Annotated in this window: 14 protein-coding genes; 6 read left to right on the top strand and 8 right to left on the bottom strand. The window is 71.2% G+C overall.

Translation table 11 applies throughout. The features are described from left to right. The first annotated feature begins 62 nt into the window (after positions 1 to 62). Complete coding sequence (locus ACIP94_RS03515) at positions 63 to 1,445, top strand: glycine--tRNA ligase (protein ID WP_402418874.1); 1,383 nt, start codon at positions 63 to 65, stop codon at positions 1,443 to 1,445. Positions 1,446 to 1,562: 117 nt separating this feature from the next. Here the strand turns inward: ACIP94_RS03515 and ACIP94_RS03510 are convergent, their stop codons facing one another. Beyond that, positions 1,563 to 2,615 (bottom strand): chitinase, encoded by a 1,053-nt coding sequence (locus ACIP94_RS03510; RefSeq protein ID WP_402418871.1) that lies wholly within the window; start codon positions 2,613 to 2,615, stop codon positions 1,563 to 1,565. A 318-nt stretch (positions 2,616 to 2,933) separates the two neighbouring features. On the opposite strand from ACIP94_RS03510, the gene ACIP94_RS03505 reads away from it, so the two are divergent. Then, positions 2,934 to 3,950, top strand: a complete 1,017-nt coding sequence (locus tag ACIP94_RS03505; RefSeq protein ID WP_402418868.1) for an aldo/keto reductase — start codon at positions 2,934 to 2,936, stop codon at positions 3,948 to 3,950. A gap of 26 nt (positions 3,951 to 3,976) precedes the next feature. Next, positions 3,977 to 4,588, top strand: a complete 612-nt coding sequence (locus ACIP94_RS03500; RefSeq protein WP_402418865.1) for a TetR family transcriptional regulator — start codon at positions 3,977 to 3,979, stop codon at positions 4,586 to 4,588. Here the strand turns inward: ACIP94_RS03500 and ACIP94_RS03495 are convergent. Next, positions 4,585 to 4,725: a VOC family protein gene (locus ACIP94_RS03495; protein ID WP_402420363.1), complete on the bottom strand. Its 141-nt coding sequence runs from the start codon at positions 4,723 to 4,725 to the stop codon at positions 4,585 to 4,587. The genes ACIP94_RS03500 and ACIP94_RS03495 overlap by 4 nt on opposite strands. A 2-nt stretch (positions 4,726 to 4,727) precedes the next feature. Continuing rightward, the gene (locus ACIP94_RS03490; protein WP_402418863.1) at positions 4,728 to 4,928 is read right to left on the bottom strand and encodes a hypothetical protein; all 201 of its coding nucleotides are present in this window, start codon (positions 4,926 to 4,928) and stop codon (positions 4,728 to 4,730) included. Positions 4,929 to 5,142: 214 nt separating this feature from the next. Here ACIP94_RS03490 and ACIP94_RS03485 point away from each other — a divergent pair, with 214 nt between their 5' ends. Beyond that, the gene (locus tag ACIP94_RS03485; RefSeq protein ID WP_402418860.1) at positions 5,143 to 5,718 is read left to right on the top strand and encodes a YdeI family protein; all 576 of its coding nucleotides are present in this window, start codon (positions 5,143 to 5,145) and stop codon (positions 5,716 to 5,718) included. Between the two features lie 107 nt (positions 5,719 to 5,825). Here the strand turns inward: ACIP94_RS03485 and ACIP94_RS03480 are convergent, their stop codons facing one another. Then, the gene (locus ACIP94_RS03480; RefSeq protein ID WP_402418857.1) at positions 5,826 to 7,253 is read right to left on the bottom strand and encodes an MFS transporter; all 1,428 of its coding nucleotides are present in this window, start codon (positions 7,251 to 7,253) and stop codon (positions 5,826 to 5,828) included. A gap of 101 nt (positions 7,254 to 7,354) precedes the next feature. Between ACIP94_RS03480 and ACIP94_RS03475 the strand changes: the two genes are divergently transcribed. Continuing rightward, positions 7,355 to 8,281: a helix-turn-helix domain-containing protein gene (locus ACIP94_RS03475; RefSeq protein WP_402418854.1), complete on the top strand. Its 927-nt coding sequence runs from the start codon at positions 7,355 to 7,357 to the stop codon at positions 8,279 to 8,281. A gap of 13 nt (positions 8,282 to 8,294) precedes the next feature. On the opposite strand, the gene ACIP94_RS03470 is transcribed toward ACIP94_RS03475, so the two are convergent. Then, a complete protein-coding gene (locus tag ACIP94_RS03470; RefSeq protein ID WP_402418852.1) occupies positions 8,295 to 9,743 on the bottom strand; it encodes an MFS transporter in 1,449 nt (482 codons plus the stop codon). Positions 9,744 to 10,040: 297 nt separating this feature from the next. Between ACIP94_RS03470 and dusB the strand changes: the two genes are divergently transcribed. Next, entirely contained in the window at positions 10,041 to 11,114 is a 1,074-nt protein-coding gene (gene dusB / locus ACIP94_RS03465) for a tRNA dihydrouridine synthase DusB (protein WP_402420360.1), read from the top strand. A 69-nt stretch (positions 11,115 to 11,183) separates the two neighbouring features. On the opposite strand, the gene ACIP94_RS03460 is transcribed toward dusB, so the two are convergent. The 3 genes from ACIP94_RS03460 to ACIP94_RS03450 form a co-directional block, all read right to left on the bottom strand. After that, positions 11,184 to 12,842: a sulfatase-like hydrolase/transferase gene (locus tag ACIP94_RS03460; protein ID WP_402420357.1), complete on the bottom strand. Its 1,659-nt coding sequence runs from the start codon at positions 12,840 to 12,842 to the stop codon at positions 11,184 to 11,186. Positions 12,843 to 13,739: 897 nt separating this feature from the next. Further along, entirely contained in the window at positions 13,740 to 15,680 is a 1,941-nt protein-coding gene (locus ACIP94_RS03455) for a glycogen debranching N-terminal domain-containing protein (protein ID WP_402418849.1), read from the bottom strand. Next, positions 15,677 to 17,560 (bottom strand): MGH1-like glycoside hydrolase domain-containing protein, encoded by a 1,884-nt coding sequence (locus ACIP94_RS03450; RefSeq protein WP_402418846.1) that lies wholly within the window; start codon positions 17,558 to 17,560, stop codon positions 15,677 to 15,679. Before ACIP94_RS03450 ends, ACIP94_RS03455 begins: the two co-directional genes overlap by 4 nt. Positions 17,561 to 17,671: the final 111 nt, after the last annotated feature.

Raw genomic sequence — 17,671 nt, 5'->3', positions numbered from 1 at the left:
GCTCTGAAGCAATGCTCTGAAGCAGTCGCTTCGTCGCCCGTCGTCGTAATGAAGAGAGCACCGTGGCCGCCGACAAGATCGACACCATCGTCAGCCTGAGCAAGCGCCGTGGCTTCGTATTCCCGTGCAGCGAGATCTACGGCGGCCAGCGCGCCGCCTGGGACTACGGACCGCTGGGTGTCGAGCTCAAGGAGAACATCAAGCGCCAGTGGTGGCGCTACATGGTCACGTCCCGCGAGGACGTCGTCGGTATCGACTCGTCGGTGATCCTGGCGACCGAGGTCTGGGTGGCCTCCGGTCACGTCGCCACCTTCACCGACCCGCTCACCGAGTGCACCTCCTGCCACAAGCGCTTCCGCGCCGACCACCTGGAGGAGGCATACGAGGCCAAGCACGGCCGTCTGCCGGAGAACGGTCTCGCGGACATCAACTGCCCGAACTGCGGCAACAAGGGCATGTTCACCGAGCCCAAGCAGTTCTCGGGTCTGCTCTCCACCCACCTCGGCCCCACGCAGGACAGCGGCTCGATCGCCTACCTGCGCCCGGAGACGGCACAGGGCATCTTCACCAACTTCGCCCAGGTCCAGCAGACCTCGCGCCGCAAGCCGCCGTTCGGCATCGCGCAGATGGGCAAGTCGTTCCGCAACGAGATCACGCCGGGCAACTTCATCTTCCGCACCCGCGAGTTCGAGCAGATGGAGATGGAGTTCTTCGTCAAGCCGGGCGAGGACGAGAAGTGGCACGAGTACTGGATGCAGGAGCGCTGGAACTGGTACAGGGGCCTCGGTCTGCGTGAAGAGAACATGCGCTGGTACGAGCACCCGAAGGAGAAGCTCTCCCACTACTCCAAGCGCACCGCCGACATCGAGTACCGCTTCCAGTTCGGCGGCAACGAGTGGGGCGAGCTGGAGGGTGTCGCCAACCGCACGGACTACGACCTGAACGCCCATGCCAAGGCCTCGGGCCAGGACCTGTCGTACTTCGACCAGGAGGCCGGCGAGCGCTGGACCCCCTACGTCATCGAGCCCGCGGCGGGCGTCGGCCGCACGATGCTGGCGTTCCTGCTGGACGCCTACGTCGAGGACGAGGCCCCGAACGCCAAGGGCAAGATGGAGAAGCGCACGGTGCTGCGCCTGGACCACCGCCTGGCGCCGGTGAAGGTCGCGGTCCTGCCGCTGTCCCGCAACCCGGAGCTGTCCCCGAAGGCCAAGGGTCTTGCCCAGGCGCTGCGCAAGCACTGGAACATCGAGTTCGACGACGCGGGCGCCATCGGCCGCCGCTACCGCCGCCAGGACGAGATCGGCACGCCGTACTGCGTGACGGTCGACTTCGACACGCTCGAGGACAACGCGGTGACGGTGCGTGAGCGTGACTCGATGAAGCAGGAGCGCGTCTCGCTGGACCAGATCGAGGGCTACCTCGCGGGCCGTCTGCTCGGCTGCTGAGCGCGGCGCACACGCGCCGGCCACCGCTTCGCGCCGAGGTGCGGAGGAAGCCTTCCGAGAAGCCCCCGGTTTCCCCTGCGCGGGAAACCGGGGGCTTCGTCGTCCCCGCCGACGGCCTCAGCGGCCCTGGAGCGACCTGACGTTGTCGCCGAACGTCCAGTTCTTCGAGCCGTCCCAGTTGAGGGACCAGGTCATCAGGCCCTTGAGGCTTGTGCCGTAGTGCTTCCACGCCTGGGAGACGAGAGCCGGTGACATATAGCCGCCGCCCGCTCCCAACTGCGCGGGCAGGCCCGGGACCTGCCTGTCGTACGGCACCCTGACCGTCGTGCCCTGGACGGTCAGGCCCTTGTTCAGGCAGTCCGTCTGCGCCACGAAGCCCGCCACCGTACCCGCCGCGTAGGAGTCGCCGGAGCAGCCGTACATGCTGCCGTTGTAGTACTGCATGTCGAGCCACCACAGCCGGCCGTTGTCCGCGTACTTCTTGACGATCGGCAGATACGCGCCCCAGATCGAGCCGTAGGTGATGCTGCCGCCGGTGACATACGCCGTCTCCGGCGCCATCGTCAGTCCGAAGTTCGACGGCATGCGGGCCAGCACTCCGTCGATGATGCGGATCAGATTGGCCTGGGACGTGGACAGCCGGCCGATGTCTCCGCTGCCGACCAGGCCGGTCTCGATGTCGATGTCGATGCCGTCGAAGTTGTACTTCTTCAGGATCGGGACGATGGTCGAGACGAACCTGTCCGCCACGGCCGACGAGGTGAGGTCGATGCCCGCCGTCGCCCCGCCGATGGAGAGCAGGACCGTCTGCCCGGCGGCCTTCGCCGCGCACATCTCCGCGGGGGTCGCCACCTTCACCCCCGTGTCCATGCCGTCCTCCCACAGCGCGGTGCCGTCGGAGCGGATGACCGGGAACGCCGCGTTGATCACGTTGTAGCCGTGCGCGGCGATACGGGAGTCGGTGATCGGGGTCCAGCCGAAGGGCGGATGGACGCCGTTCGAGGAGCCGTCCCAGTTCTCCCAGTAGCCCTGGAGGACCTTGCCGGAGGGGCGGGACTTCACGGCGCAGGTGTCGGCCGCGGCCGCCGTGGGGGCGGTCGCGACCGAGAGAGGGGCGAGAACCGCCGCCGTCAGAGCGGCGGCGAGCAGGCGGAGCCTGTGGCGGACCATGCGGGGCCTCCCGGTGGGGGTGCGGTGAGGTGTCGTGCGTGGCATGTCACGCGGGTGTCAGGTGTGTCCTGCGTGGGGTGCGTGCCTGGGGGGCGTGCCTGGGGTGTCGTGCGTGGTGGCGTGCGCAGGTGTCGTAGGCATGACAGTGCGCTGGTCCAGACCTCTCGTCAATAGGTCTGTACCAAATCGGGGGGCCAGCCGGATCGATCGCGTGACAGATGGCAGATAACAGGTAACAGATGACAGGTGACAGATATTGAAATCTGTCACCTGTCATGTCAGGCTGGGTGCACGCTCAACCGGAACCAGGGAGATTTCATGCGCACCCTTCGGCTCGGGACCACCGGCCCCCAGGTCTCCGCCCTCGGCCTCGGCTGCATGGGCATGTCCGCCCTCTACGGCGACGCCGATCGGGCCGAGTCCATCGCCACCCTCCACGCCGCCCTGGAAGCGGGCGTCACGCTGCTCGACACCGGCGACTTCTACGCCATGGGCCACAACGAGATGCTCATCGGTGAGGCCCTGCGCACCGCGCCCGCCGCCCGCCGCGAACAGGCCCTGGTCAGCGTCAAGTTCGGCGCCCTGCGAGACCCCGACGGAGGCTGGACCGGGTACGACGGCCGCCCCGCCGCCGTCAGGAACTTCGCCGCGTACTCGCTCCAGCGCCTCGGCGTGGACCACATCGACGTCTACCGCATCGCCCGCCTCGATCCCGACGTCCCGATCGAGGAGACGGTGGGCGCGATCGCCGAACTCGTCGAGAAGGGGTACGTCCGCCACATCGGCCTCAGCGAGGTCGGTGCCGACACCATTCGCCGGGCCGCGGCCACCGCCCCGATCGCGGACCTCCAGATCGAGTACTCGCTGATCTCGCGTGGCATCGAGGACCGCATCCTGCCCACCGTCAGCGAGCTGGGCATCGGCATCACCGCCTACGGAGTGCTCTCCCGCGGTCTGATCTCCGGCCACTTCACCCGCGACCGGGAGCTCGGCGCGAACGACTTCCGCGCCTTCTCGCCCCGTTTCCAGGGGGCGAACCTCGACCACAACCTCGGTCTGGTGGAGGCGCTGCGCAAGATCGCGGAGCAGAAGGGCGTGAGCGTCGCGCAGCTCGCGATCGCCTGGGTGCTCTCGCGGGGCCCGCGCCACCGCGCGGACATCGTGCCGCTGGTCGGCGCCCGCACCCGGCAGCGGCTGTCCGAGGCGCTCGGCGCTCTCGACGTGACCCTGGACCAGGCGGACCTGGCCGCCATCGAGGCGGCCGTGCCGGCGGACTCGGCCGCCGGTGCCCGCTATCCGGAGACGCAGATGAACCACCTCGACAGCGAGCGCTGACCGTGGCGCCGGGTACGGTCTGAGTCATGTCACCGACCACCGAGACCCTGACCGCCGAGCGCATCCTCGAAGCGACCGAGGAGGTGCTGCGCCGCCACGGCCCGGCCAAGGCCACCGTGGTGGACGTGGCCCGCGCGCTCGGCGTCAGCCACGGCAGCGTGTACCGCCACTTCCGTACCAAGGCGGCGCTGCGCGAGGCGGTCACCCAGCGGTGGCTGGACCGCACGTCCGGCATCCTCGCCGGGATCGCCGCGCAGGACAGCGACCCGGAGGCGCGGCTGCGGGAGTGGCTGTCGGCCCTGTTCGAGGCCAAGCGGCACAAGGCGGGCGACGACCCGGAGCTGTTCGCCACGTTCACCGTGCTGACCGGGGAGAACAGCCGGGTGGTGGACCAGCACCTCGCGGACCTCACCACCCAGCTCACGGAGATCCTCCGGGACGGTGTGGCACGCGGCGCGTTCACGACGGCCCCCGACCCGGCGGTCACGGCCCGGGCGGTCTTCCACGCGACGGGACGGTTCCACGACCCCTCCTACGCGGGGGAGTGGGGGCGCCCCGGGATCGAGGCGGAGTTCGACGCCGTGGTGGACCTCCTGCTGCGGGGGCTGCGGGCACCCGGCCGCTCGAAGACCCCCTAGGACGCGCAGAATTCGTCGTCCTCCGGGTCCCGCATGACCCACCAGCGGCCGGCGGGACCCTTGTCCCGCTCCTCGACGCGGGTGGCGCCCGGCGACTCCAGGCGCGCCACCGTCACGTCACGGCCCTCCGACCCCAGCTCTACCGTGGGTCCACGGTCGCCTGGTGGGCTTCCGTGAGATGTTCCTCCGCCTTCAGCCAGGGCAGGAACTGCGCGTTCCTGCTCCAGCCGCAGGTGTCGCAGCTGATGGTGCGCTGCATCCCGGCCCGCTGCACCCGTACCACGTGCTCGCGCCCGTGCCGGTCCCAGCGACTGACCTTGCTCGTGTTGATCTGCAGCATGACGCCTCCAGCCTCCAGGGATTGCCTGTCCGCTCGCGCAGCAAGGAGTGTGCAGCAACCGGAAGATCAATGGTGTGCCAATGGGTGGTTCGGCGTGGCGAGTTGACCGGCCGGTCACCGGCCGGTCGCCGCCCGGACCGGTAGGGACGCAACGCCACGACGCGAACGCCCGAATGCGGCGTGATCATCGCCCGTCGCATGGTTGGCTGTAGGTGTGGCTGAAGATGTGGGGATCGTCGCGTTCGAATCCGCCGAGGCCTTCGAGAAGTGGCTCGGCGAGCGCCATGCTTCCTCGGCCGGTATGTGGCTGAAGATCAGGAAGAAGGCGCCGGGAGTGGTGGCGCTCGACTACGCGCAGGCGCTCGATGTGGCGCTCTGCTATGGCTGGATCGACGGGCAGAAGAGAAAGTTCGACGACGAGTACTGGCTCCAGCGCTTCACTCCGCGTACGCCCACGAGCAAGTGGTCCAGGATCAACCGGGACAAGGCGGAGGCCCTGATCGAGCAGGGGCGGATGCGTCCCGCCGGGCTGGCCGAGGTGCAGCGCGCCAAGGCGGACGGCCGCTGGGACGCCGCCTACGAGGGCGCGAAGACGGCGTCGGTCCCCGAGGACCTCGCCCGCGCCCTGGCGGCCAGCCCGGCCGCGGCGGAGTTCTTCGCCACCCTGGACAGCAGAAACCGCTATGCGGTCCTCTACCGCGTCCAGGATGCCAAGAAGCCGCAGACGCGTGTGCGCCGGATCGAGAAGTACGTGGCGATGCTCGCCGAAGGCAGGAAGATCCATCCCTGAGGAGCGGTGCGGGCCCTGCCCCCGCTGATCCGCCAGTGCCTGGTCGGCGGATCAGGAAGCAGCAGGGCCACGGCGCCGGGGCCGGCCCCGGGTGGGCGCGGCCCCCGCTAGCTGATCGTGCGCGGCAGCCGCAGGCTCAGGGCCACCGTCAGGGCGATCCCGGCGAGCTGGACCAGGAGCGTGGTCACCAGTGCGTCCCGCATGCCCGAGCCGGACACCAGGGACAGGAAGAGGGAGCCGAGCGTCGCCACACCCAGCGCCAGCGCCGACTGCTGGGTGGTGATCATGACGCCGCCGCCGACGCCCGCCCGGGCCGGTGGCACCTCGGACAGGATGATCCGCAGCAGGATCGGGAGCTGGAGCGCCTGGCCCGCACCGGCCACCGCCGCGCCCGGCAGCAGCTCCACCACGCCCAGATGGGGCCAGGAGCGCCACGCGGCGAGCGCCATCAGCGCCACACCGGCCGCCTGGACCAGCCCGCCTGCCGTCACCACCCGGGTGCCGAACCTGGCCACCAGCCGGGGTCCGCACAGCGAGACCGCGAAGAACGCCACCGCCATCGGCGTGAGCGCGAGACCCGCCGGGACAGGGCCGAGCCCGGCGCCGCGCTGGAGCGCCACCGCGATCACGAACATGAACCCGCTGAAGCCGATCGAGAACGGCACCAGCATGACCAGCCCGCGCCGTAGCGAGGTGAGGGCGAGCAGGCTCGGCGGAACCAGCGGCGTACGGCCCTGCCGGTCCGCCCGGCGCTCCACCGCGTAGAACGCCCAGGCCGCGAACGGGAACGCGGCCAGCGAGAGCCAGGTCCACAGCGGCCAGCCCGTCGCACGGCCCTCGGTGAGCGGGGCGAGCAGCGTCAGCAGCGACACCGCGAGCAGCACGGTGCCGGGGCCGTCCACCGGCTCGGGATGCTGTGAGCGGGTCTCGGGGACCGCCCGCGCGGCCAGGACCAGGCCGACGACCACGGCCGGGACGTTGACGAGGAACACCGAGCGCCAGCCGGTGCCCGCGATGTCGGCGGCCACGAGCACACCGCCGAGGATCTGCCCGGCGACCATGGAGAGCCCGGCGGTCGCGCCGTACAGGCCCATCGCCTTGGCGCGGCGCTGTCCGCCGGTCGCCGCCTGGATGGTGGCGAGCACCTGCGGGAGCATCGCCGCGGCCGCCGCGCCCTGCGCGGCGCGGGCCGCCACCAGCGTCCAGGCGTTCGGGGCGAGCCCGCAGGCCAGCGAGGTGACCCCGAAGGCGGCCATCCCGCCGAGGAAGAACTCGCGCCGGCCGAAGAGGTCGCCCAGCCGGCCGCCGAGGACGAGCAGGACGGCGTACGCCAGCCCGTATCCGGAGACGACGAGTTCGAGGACGGGCTCGCTCGCGTGCAGGTCCCCGCCGATCGTCGGGAGGGCGACGTTGACGATGAAGAAGTCGATGAGGGGCAGTGCCGCACCCAGCAGCACCGTGAACAGTCCGAGGCCGCCCAGCCGTGGTGTCTCCACGGGCGAGCGGACGGTACGGGAAGTCAGAGTCTCGGTCACGGCATCGAGCCTGCGGAAACTCCCAGCGTGGTACCAGAGTCTCCTTATCCTGGTAGCAGCGCTACCTGGCAACAGGGTCCGGCGGGCGGCAGGCTGGAGGCATGGCGACCATGGTGCAGGAGACGGCGGCGGTCCGGAAGATCGCCGGGCAGGACGTGCGGGCGACGCCCGTTTCCGAGATCCGGCGGTACGAACTGGCCGCCTTCCTGCGCCACCGCCGCGAGCACATCACCCCCGAGCAGGTCGGGCTGCCCCGCGGCCGGCGCCGCCGCACACCGGGGCTGCGCCGCGAGGAGGTCGCCCAGCTCTCCGCGGTCGGCGTCACCTGGTACACCTGGCTGGAACAGGCCCGGGACATCCAGGTCTCCGTCCAGGTCCTCGACGCCCTCGCCCGTGCGCTGCTGCTCGACGCGAGCGAGCGGGCGCATCTGTTCAACCTGGCGGGGGCCATCGACCCGGCGCCCGGTGCGCACTGCCCGTCCGTCACCGAGGCCCAGCGGGCCCTGCTGGAGCAACTGGAGCCGATTCCGGCCTGCATCCAGAACAGCCGCTACGACATCCTCGCCTACAACCGCACCTACGGGCGGCTGCTGTGCGACCTCGACGCCATCGCGCCGGCCGACCGCAACTGCATGGTGCTCTGCTATACCAACCCCGACTGGCAGTCCTCGATCGTGCTGCTCGAGGACACCATGCGGCTCATGGCCGCCAAGTTCCGCGCCTCGATGGCCGGCCATCTCGGCGAGCCCGCCTGGAAGATGCTGCTCAAGCGGCTGTCGGCCGAGTCCGCCGCGTTCCGCGAGGCGTGGGAGCGGCACGAGGTGGTCAGCGCCCGCAGCAAGCGCAAGCAGTTCCGCAACGCCCATGTGGGCCTGCTGACGCTGGACCACACGGACCTGTGGCTGGGGCCGCACGACGGGCCGCGGATGGTGACGTACGCGCCGGCCGACGAGGGGTCCCGCGCCGGGCTCGAGCGGCTGCTCGCCGTCGCCCTGGAGAGGGAGCGGACGGAGCGGAGCGCGGTCTAGCCGGGGCGCGCGTCTACGAGGCGTTCACTCCGGCTGCCTCGCGCACCTCGGTCGCCCGGAGTCGCTCCGCCGTGTCTTCCGCCGTCCTGCGGCCCCAGCGGCCCGTGGTCAGGGCGCCCAGGGACAGCACCGCGACACCGCACACGGTGAGGACCCACCAGCCGGGCCGGGCGGCGGAGACGAACGTGTCCTTGTACGGCCCGGAGGCCACACCCGCGGCCAGCAGCGCGCCGACCACCGCGACGCCGAGGGTCTGGCCGAGCTGGCGGCTGGTGGAGGCGACGGCGGCGGCGACACCGGCCTGGGCCCGCGGCATGCCGGAGACGGCGGTGTTGGTGATGGGGGCGTTGACGAAGCCGAAGCCTATGCCGAACAGGACGTAGCCGATGAAGAGCGTGGCGTCCGACGTCTCCGCCTCGAACGCCGCGAACAGCACGGCGCTCGCGGTCATCGCGCAGCCCGCGATCAGCAGCGGCAGCCGCGGGCCACGGCTGCCGACCAGACGGCCGGACAGGGGTGCGCACAGGAAGGTCGGGCCCGCCATCGGGAGCATCCACAGACCCGCGTGCAGGGCGTCCAGGCCTCGTACGTTCTGCAGGTAGAGGGTGGACAGGAAGAGGAAGCCGCCGAGGGCCGCGAACGCGCTGACGGCGATCACGGTGGCCCCGCTGAACGGGACCGAGTGGAAGAACCGCAGGTCGATGAGGGGTTCGGTGCGTCGGGGCTCGTACCACAGCAGGGCCAGCAGGGCCACGAGCGCGACAGCCGCGAAGGGCACGACACGGCCGGCGCCGGAGTCCGGGGCCTCGATGATCGCGTACGTCAGCGAGCCGAACAGGGCGATCACGAGCACCTGCCCGACCGGGTCGGGGCGGCGGGCCTTGGGCGCCCGGGACTCGGGGACGAAGCGCAGGGTGAGCAGGAGCGCGACGAGGCCCACCGGCAGATTGACCCAGAAGATCGAGCGCCAGCCGACCGACTCCACCAGCAGCCCGCCGACCAGCGGGCCCGCGGCCATCGATATGCCGACCACGGCACCCCAGACACCGATCGCGCGGGCGCGCTCCCGGGCGTCGGTGAAGGTGTTGGTGATGATGGACATGGCGACCGGGTTGAGCATCGAGCCGCCGATCGCCTGCACCATGCGGAACACGACCAGCAGTTCCAGGTTCGGGGCGAGGGAGCACAGCAGCGAGCCGATGCCGAAGACGATGAGACCCGCCATGAAGACGCGCTTGCGGCCGATCCGGTCGGCCGTGGAGCCCGCGAGCATCAGCAGCGAGGCCAGGACCAGCGTGTAGGCGTCGATGGTCCATTGCAGGCCCGACGTGGTCGCGTGCAGTTCATGCTGCATCGACGGCAGGGCGACGTTGAGAACGGTGTTGTCGAGGCTCACGATCAGCAGGCTCATGCAGCAGATCGCGAGCACCAGTAGACGCCGGCGGCGGCTCAGCTCGGGCATGTGACCATCGTAGACGATTTCGATAGTGCGGTTAACTAATGACTCATACATGGTCATCGGACCGCCCATGGCGCGGGTCTCGGGCCACCGTGCCGCGTACCCGCCGGGGTGCGTGACAATGGGGAAATGCCCACGCCCACGATGAACCCGACCAACCCGACGGACCCGGCGGACCCGGCGGCCCCGAAGGCCTCGGCGACCTCGACCTCGGTACCTTCGGCGACCTCGGCGAAGCCGGCGGACTCCGCGGTGCGGATCGGCCCGCACGCCGTCCGGCCGCCCGTCGTGCTCGCGCCCATGGCCGGGATCACCAACGCCCCGTTCCGCACCCTGTGCCGGGAGTTCAGCGGCGGCAAGGGCCTGTTCGTGAGCGAGATGATCACGACCAGGGCGCTGGTCGAGCGCAACGAGAAGACCATGCAGCTGATCAGGTTCGACGCGAGCGAGCAGCCGCGCTCGATCCAGTTGTACGGCGTCGACCCGGCGACCGTCGGCAAGGCCGTCCGCATGATCGCGGAGGAGGACCTGGCCGACCACATCGACCTGAACTTCGGCTGCCCGGTGCCCAAGGTGACCCGCAAGGGCGGCGGGTCCGCGCTGCCGTACAAGCGGAACCTGCTGCGGGCGATCCTGCGCGAGGCCGTCAGCGGAGCCGGTGACCGCCCGGTCACGATGAAGATGCGCAAGGGCATCGACGACGACCACCTCACCTACCTGGACGCCGGCCGGATCGCCGTCGAGGAGGGCGTGACGGCCATCGCGCTGCACGGCCGCACCACCGCACAGCACTACGGCGGCACGGCGGACTGGGACGCGATCGCGCGGCTGAAGGAGCACGTCCCGGAGATCCCCGTGCTCGGCAACGGCGACATCTGGTCCGCCGAGGACGCGCTGCGCATGGTGCGTGAGACGGGCTGCGACGGGGTCGTGGTCGGCCGCGGCTGCCTGGGGCGGCCGTGGCTGTTCGCGGACCTGGTGGCCGCCTTCGAGGGGCGGACCGGGGATCTGGCGCGGCCGGCCCTGCGCGAGGTGGCCGACGTCATGGTCCGGCACGCCACCCTGCTCGGCGAGTGGATCGGCGACGAGTCGCGCGGAGTCATCGACTTCCGCAAGCACGTGGCCTGGTACCTGAAGGGCTTCTCGGTCGGCTCGGAGATGCGCAAGCGGCTCGCGATCACCTCCTCGCTCCAGGAGCTGCGGGCCGGCCTCGACGAACTGGACCTCGACCAGCCCTGGCCGGCCGGCGCCGACGGGCCGCGCGGCCGGACGTCCGGCAACAACCGGGTGGTGCTGCCGGACGGCTGGCTCAAGGACCCGTACGACTGCACGGGCGTCGGCGAGGACGCCGAGCTGGACACGTCCGGGGGCTGAGCCCCGGGGCGCACGCGAAGGGCCGAGCCCCGCACCGGACGGCGCGGGGCTCGGCTCGCTTCGGGCGGGTCAGCCCTTCGACGGGTGCGGGGTCGAGCCGTACGCCGTCAGGAAGCGGTCGCGGAAGGCGCTCATCTTCCACACCGGCGCGTTGTGCGCGGGCCGCAGGCCGTCCGACCAGCCCCAGTCGGCGATCTTGTCGAACACCTTCGGGTCCTTGGCCACGATCGCGCACGGCACGTCACGGCTGGCGTGGTTGCCGCTGACCCGGGAGATCGGCTGGTGGTCGCCGAGGAAGACGAGGACAGTGTTGTCGTTGCCGTAGCGCTCGAGCCACTGGGTCAGGGCGGTCACCGAGTACTGGATGGTCTTGCCGTACTCCTCCTTCGACCGGGTGGGGTCGGCGATGATGTCCGCCGGCTTGTTGCCCGCCTTCTGGATGGCGTCGAAGATCGAGCCGTTGCCGAGCTGGTTCCAGCCGACCATCTTCGGGATGGGCGCCCAGGGCTGATGGCTGGAGGTCAGGATGACGAACGACGTCAGCGGCTTGTCGTGCTTCTTGCCGTGCACCCGCTTCTGGAACTGCTCCAGCGCGTACTGGTCCGGCATGGTCGACCAGCTGAACTTCGGTCCCTTGTAGCCCAGTTGGAAGGCGTTGTAGACCTTGTCGAGGCCGTACCACTTCGCCTCCGGCCAGCCCTTCTGCACGCCCGGCATGACGCCGACGGTGTCCCAGGCGCCGGTCTTCTTGAACGCCTCGGTGAGGGTGAGGTGGTCGCTCGCGCTGACGGTGCGGTAGCGGTGCTGGTTGTTGACCCAAAGGCCCGACATGAACGTGGAGTGGCCGAGCCAGCTGCTGCCGCCGTACGTCGCCGAGGTCAGCCAGCCGCTCTTGGCGTGGAAGCCGGCCTTCGCCAGAGCCTGGGTGCTGGCGTCGAGCGTCTTGTCGACGCCGGGCGCCATGATCGGGTCCTCGACGGCGCTGCGGCCGTAGCTCTCGATGAACGTGAAGATCATGTCCTTGCCGCGCAGATCGGGCACGAGCTGGGAGCCCGGGGTGCTGCCGAAGGCGTCGACCTTCGCCGTCTTGCTGAACTCCCGCTCGTCGCGGATGGTCGCCCGGATACCGTCGGAGCGGTACTGGAGCATCGTGACCGTGTGCTCGGCGGCCAGCGGTACACCGCCGACCTGGAGGCTGAGGGCCTGGCAGGTTATCCACACCAGGCTCAGCACGAGGACACCGCGGGTGGTGGTCGCGCGGTGCCGGGCCATCAGATTGCTCAGCCGGACGACGGCGAGCGCCGAGACGCCGAGCACGACGACGGCGATGGCGAGGGCCACGAGCAGCACGCCCAGGGCGCCCGTTCCGCCCAGTGTGTCCTGGAGATAGGAGTAGGCGTCGCTGAAGAGGGGCCAGTCCAGGATGACGTTGAAGCCGCGGCCGAGGTACTGGTAGAAGCCGACGTCCAGCAGGTTGAGCAGGGTCAGCACGCCGAGCACGACGCCGCCCAGCCAGGCCGTGATCAGCCGGGGCCGGCGGGGCAGCGCGGTCAGCACGACGGCACCGATGAGTGCCTCCACCGGGAGCCGGGTGAACTGGGCGAGCTGGAAGTTCTCAGGCCGGTTGGGCATCAGGAACGAGACGATGACGAGCAGGCCGGCGAGCACGGAGACGCTGATTCCGATGACCCGGGCGGCCACCGGGTGACCGTCCTGCCAGGCGCGCAGCCGCCGCCCACGCCCGGAGCGGGCGGACGGGGCACCGGCTGTCCTCCCGCCTTCCTCGGGACGGGGGGTGGCCTCGGCGTCGGGTGCGGCTTCGACGGCTTCGGCTTCGGCTTCGGCTTCGGTGCCGGGTGCGGCCTTGGTCGCGTTCGGGTGGGTGTCTGCGTCTGGGGCGGTGCCCGCTTCTGTGTCGGTGCCGGTGTCGGTGTCGGTGTTGGTGTTGGTGTCGGTGCCGGTGTTGGTGTCGGTTCCGGTGTCTGCGGCTGCGTTTGCGTGCGTGTTTGTGTCTACGTCCGTGTGCGTGTCGGCGTCCGCGGGCGTGTCCGTGTGCGTGTCGGCGTCCGCGGGCGTGTCCGTTTCCTCGCTCGTGGCCTCGCCTTCGGCGGGGGCGGTCTCCTCGGACTCGTCGGTCCTGTCGGTGGCAACGGACTTGTCAGTGGGGGCGGTCTTGTCGGTGGGACCGGAGTCGTCGGTGGGACCGGAGTCGTCGGCGGGGGCGGTCTTGTCGGTGGGACCGGTCTTGACGGCGGGGGCGGTGGCGTCGGCGGGAACGGACTCGTCAGTCGAGGCTGCCGCGGCTTCGTGCCCGGCGGGACCGTCCGGCTCGTCTGCGGTCGGTATCCCCTCCGCCTCCGCCCGTTCGTCCTCCGCCGGCTGGACCCCGTCGGTGACCGCCCCAGTCCTGTCCGGCGTCTGTCGTTGACGTGTGTTGAGAGGCAACCCGAGGGTCCTTCCGTGCGAAGCCCGTGGTGGAGGGGCGGGCCACGCTGGGGAGGCTGGGCCCGCCGTCATCCCGTACGGGCAGCCCCGGGCCTACGTTCAACCCGACCGCCCCAGCGCCCGGCAAACACCCGGCAAACGCGAGGTCAACCGGCTCGGCCCGGTGCCCCGGCACCCGCGTCAGGCGCCCCCGACGGCGGTGAGCAACGCGAGCGGTGCCGCCGCCGAACGGGACTCCCGGGTGCAGGCGTGCGGGTACGGCACCGGCTCCGGATGCGTGTCACGGCCGTAGCCCGCGTACGCCTCCGGCAACCGGTGGCCCGTTGCCGTGGCCGCGTCCACCAGTGCGTGCGCCACCGTACGGGCCTCGTCGTGCAGCCCGTAGCGCGCCAGGCCCAGGGTGATCAGCGCGTTGTCGTGCGGCCAGACCGAGCCGCGGTGGTACGACAACGGGTGGTACGCAGCCTGGTCCGCGGCCAGTGTGCGTACCCCCCAGCCGGAGAAGAAGTCCGGTTCCAGGAGGCGCCGGCCGACCAGTTCGCCGTACTCCTTGTCCAGCAGGCCCGACCACAGCAGATGCCCCGCGTCGGACGCGAGCGCGTCAACCTGCCGGCCCTCGCCGTCCAGGGCGAGCGCGGGGAAGGCGTGCTCCTCCATCCAGAAGTCGCGCTGGAACCGGTCGCGCAGATCCCCGGCCGCCTGTTCCAGCAGCGCCGCGTACACCTCGTCGTCCCACAGCGTGCGCGCCAGGTGCGCGGTGCGGCGCAGCGCGTCGTACGCGTACCCCTGCGCCCCCGCCGCCATCACCGGCCCGTGCGGACGGCTGCCGTCGGCGGAGCAGATCGCGCCGGGGGAGTCCTTCCAGTTCTGGTTGGCGAGGCCGCCCTGGTCGGCGCGGTAGACGAGATAGCCGCGGGAGGTGAGCCCGCCGTGGTCCATCATCCAGCCGACCGCGGCCCGGGCGTGGGGCTCCAGACGGCGGGCCAGCTCCAGGTCGCCGGTCTGCTCGACATACGCCCCGAGCAGCACCAGGAAGAGCGGCGTCGCGTCGACCGAGCCGTAGTACCGGCCGAACGGCACCTGCCCGAAGTGCGCCAACTCCCCGTGCCGCACCTCGTGCACGATCTTCCCCGGCTGGGCCACGGAACGGGAAACGACCTCGGTCGCCTGTGTCGCGGCGAGCGCGGGCAGGGTGGCCGCGGCAAGCTGGGGGCGGTAGGGCAGGGCGAAGAGGGAGGTGAGGAGCGCGTCCCGGCCCAGCAGCGCGAGGAACCAGGGGGCGCCCGCGGCGGGGACGAGGAGTTCCTCGCCCTCGGGTCCGGTCGCCGGCACCTGGAGCGAGGCCAGGTCGGACAGGCCCCGCGCACAGGCCGTGGCCAGCTCGGGCCAGCCGGTGGGGAACGCCACGCCCTCCATGAACGCGCCCTCCAGGGCGAGCAGTCGCTCGGTGGCGGCGGCGGGGGACCGCGGGACCGCCGGGTCCTGTGTGGCCCCGTGCGGCCGGGCGGCGACCCGCAGCAGCAGCTCCGCCGAGCCGTGCGGCCGAAGTTCCAGCGTCCAGACCAGACGGCGGGCGCCCGTGCCGGTCTCCTCGACGCCGTCCGGCGGGGGCTCGGACGTGACGGTGGTGCCGGATCGCCACTCGCCGCGCCGATAGCCGAACTCCACGCCGCCGTCGTCGAGAGCCTGACGGGACCGCACGGCACCCGTCTTGGCGTATGTACGGTGGTCGGAGCGCAGCTCGAACTGGTCCGTGAAGTCGGCGTCCGCGGTGACCGCCACACGCACCGTGGTCGGCACCGGGCGGTTGTTGGTGACCCGCAGGGACTCCACGAACGCGCCGTCCACGACGGCCTGTTCACGGAAGAGGGTGTATGCGGGCGGCTCCTGCCGGCCGCCACGCGGTACGAGAACACAGCGCGCCGTGTCCCCGCCGGCGACCGGCGTGAGCGTCTCGGGCACGGCGCCGTCGACGGTGAGCTGCCACCGGCTCAGGTGCCGTGCGTCCCGTACGAATAACCCCGCCGGGGAGTTGCCGCCCCGCACCCCGCTGATGTCGCCGCCGTCGCCCACGGCGGCGAACGTGCCGCCGTGCACGAGCAGATGATGCCGGTCCGTCATCCCCGGTCCTCTCCCTTGTCACTCCTGTCGAACGTGCCGGTGCCCGTGGGGGATACGCCGTGTTTGGTAAGGGATTTCCCTCTCTTCGGATTCACCGGTGGGTGTGGGGGGTTGTGCAGCAGATCGAGGGTGAGCGCGGCGGTCCAGCTGAAGCCCCGCGCTCCGCAGGCCTCGCCGGTATACGGGTCGACGTACTCGGCGAAGTCCGAGGTGTCCGCCGTCTCCAGCAGGGCCTCGCGCAGGGCGTCGGCCGCCGCGTGCTCCCGGTGCGTCCTCAGGCCGCGCTCCAGCAGCCAGCCGGTGTTGAACCATGCGGGGCCGCGCCAGTACCGATGCGGGTCGAAGGCGTCGCCGAGCAGGTCGTAGCTCGGCACGAGCCGGGTGATGCCGCCCAGCCCGAAGTGGGGACCCGACAGCGTGCGCATGAGGGCGGCCGCGATGTCGCGGGGGAGTGTGGGCAGGAGCAGGGGGATGAGCCCGGAGACGCTGCGCTCGGGGACGAGGGCACCGGAGGGAGAGCACTGCTCCGCTGGGAGAGCAGTGCCCCGAGAGCGCTGCTCCGCCGGGAGAGCAGCGCCCCGAGAGCGCTGCTCCGTCTCGTGAACGCTGCTCCGGGAGCGCCGCTTTGTGTCGCGAGTCGGGTCGGGAGAGCGCTGCTCGCCATCGCGTGCACCGCTCCAGGAGGAGGGCTGCTCCGATGGGCGGACGCCACCCCGAGAGCGGCGCTCTGCGTCGTGTGCACCGCTCCGAGACCGCCGCTCCCCATCGTGAGCATCGCTCCGAGACCGCCGCACACCCTCCCGCCCTTCACTCCGAGAGCGCCGCCCCCCTTGAAGAGCACCGCTCTCTCCCACCCCTCCCCGCAGATCCCGGCAGAAGAACATGCCCTCGGCCGGGTCCCAGAGGCGTTCGACGAGGGCCGTCGTCAGGCGTTGTGCGCGGGCTTGGCGGGCCGTGCCCGTCGCGCCCAGTTCCCGCGCGATCCGGGCCAACGCGAACTCCGACACGATCAGCAGCGCGTTGAACGCCGGGTCCTCCACCGCGAACTCGCCTGCCCCGTCGGCATATCCGCTCTCCCGGTAGTCCGCCGCCAGCCGCACGTACCGCCCGTAGTCCAGGTCCGTGGGGCGGTCCCCGGGCGTGCCGTGGTCCAGATCGGCGCGGCGGAAGGAGCGGACCGGGGCCGGGCTGATCCGGGACAGCGGCGCGTCCCAGGCGGGGCTGTTGTCCATGCCCTGCTCCCAGGGGTGCGCCACCGAGACGAGCCCGCCGCCGCCCAGATCCCGGCGGTGCAGCAGATAGCGGTGCCAGGCGGCGAGGCGCGGGTAGGCGCGGGGCAGGAAACCGCGCGCCCGGGACAGCCCCGGGTCGGCCCGGTGCACCAGCCAGGCCGCCAGCGCGTGCACCGGTGGCTGCACGATGCCCGAGGTCTGTACGGTGCGCGGGGCGCCCGCGGCACGCCCCGCGGTGGAGGAGCGCCAGAAGTCGGGGCTCGGGAAGTACGCGTCGAGCGGCACGGAGGGGTTGAAGACGATGTGCGGAATGCGCCCGTCCGCCCACTGGGCGTCGAGGAGCGTCTCCAGTTCCGTCTGCGCCCTCAGCGGCGACAGATGCCGCAGGCCGATCGCGATGAACGCGGAGTCCCAGGACCACTGGTGGGGGTACAGAGCGTGGGACGGCACCGTGGAGGCGCCTGTCCAGTTGGCCTCGAGCACCCGTGCGGCCCTGATGTGCAGTGATCCCCGGCGCGCGGACGGATCGTATACAGCGGGCCGGGACCGGGGGTGCCCGCGCGGAGCGGCCGCCGGGGGCGTGCCGGGGGTACGCACGGGATCGGCGGATTCCGCACGGCGGGCGGCGAGTTGGGCGGTGCGGTCCACTCAGGTCTCCCTGAAAGACGTCCTGCCGAGGGGTTCGGCGGTGGCTACCGTAGGGTTACGTCTATTTAACACGCAGAACTCACTATGTAAGGCAGGGTTGGTGAACGCAAG

Source organism: Streptomyces sp. NPDC093261, from assembly GCF_044753645.1.
Classification (GTDB): domain Bacteria; phylum Actinomycetota; class Actinomycetes; order Streptomycetales; family Streptomycetaceae; genus Streptomyces.
Note: the sequence above shows the minus strand (reverse complement) of the source record. Positions and strands in the feature narration are given on the sequence as shown.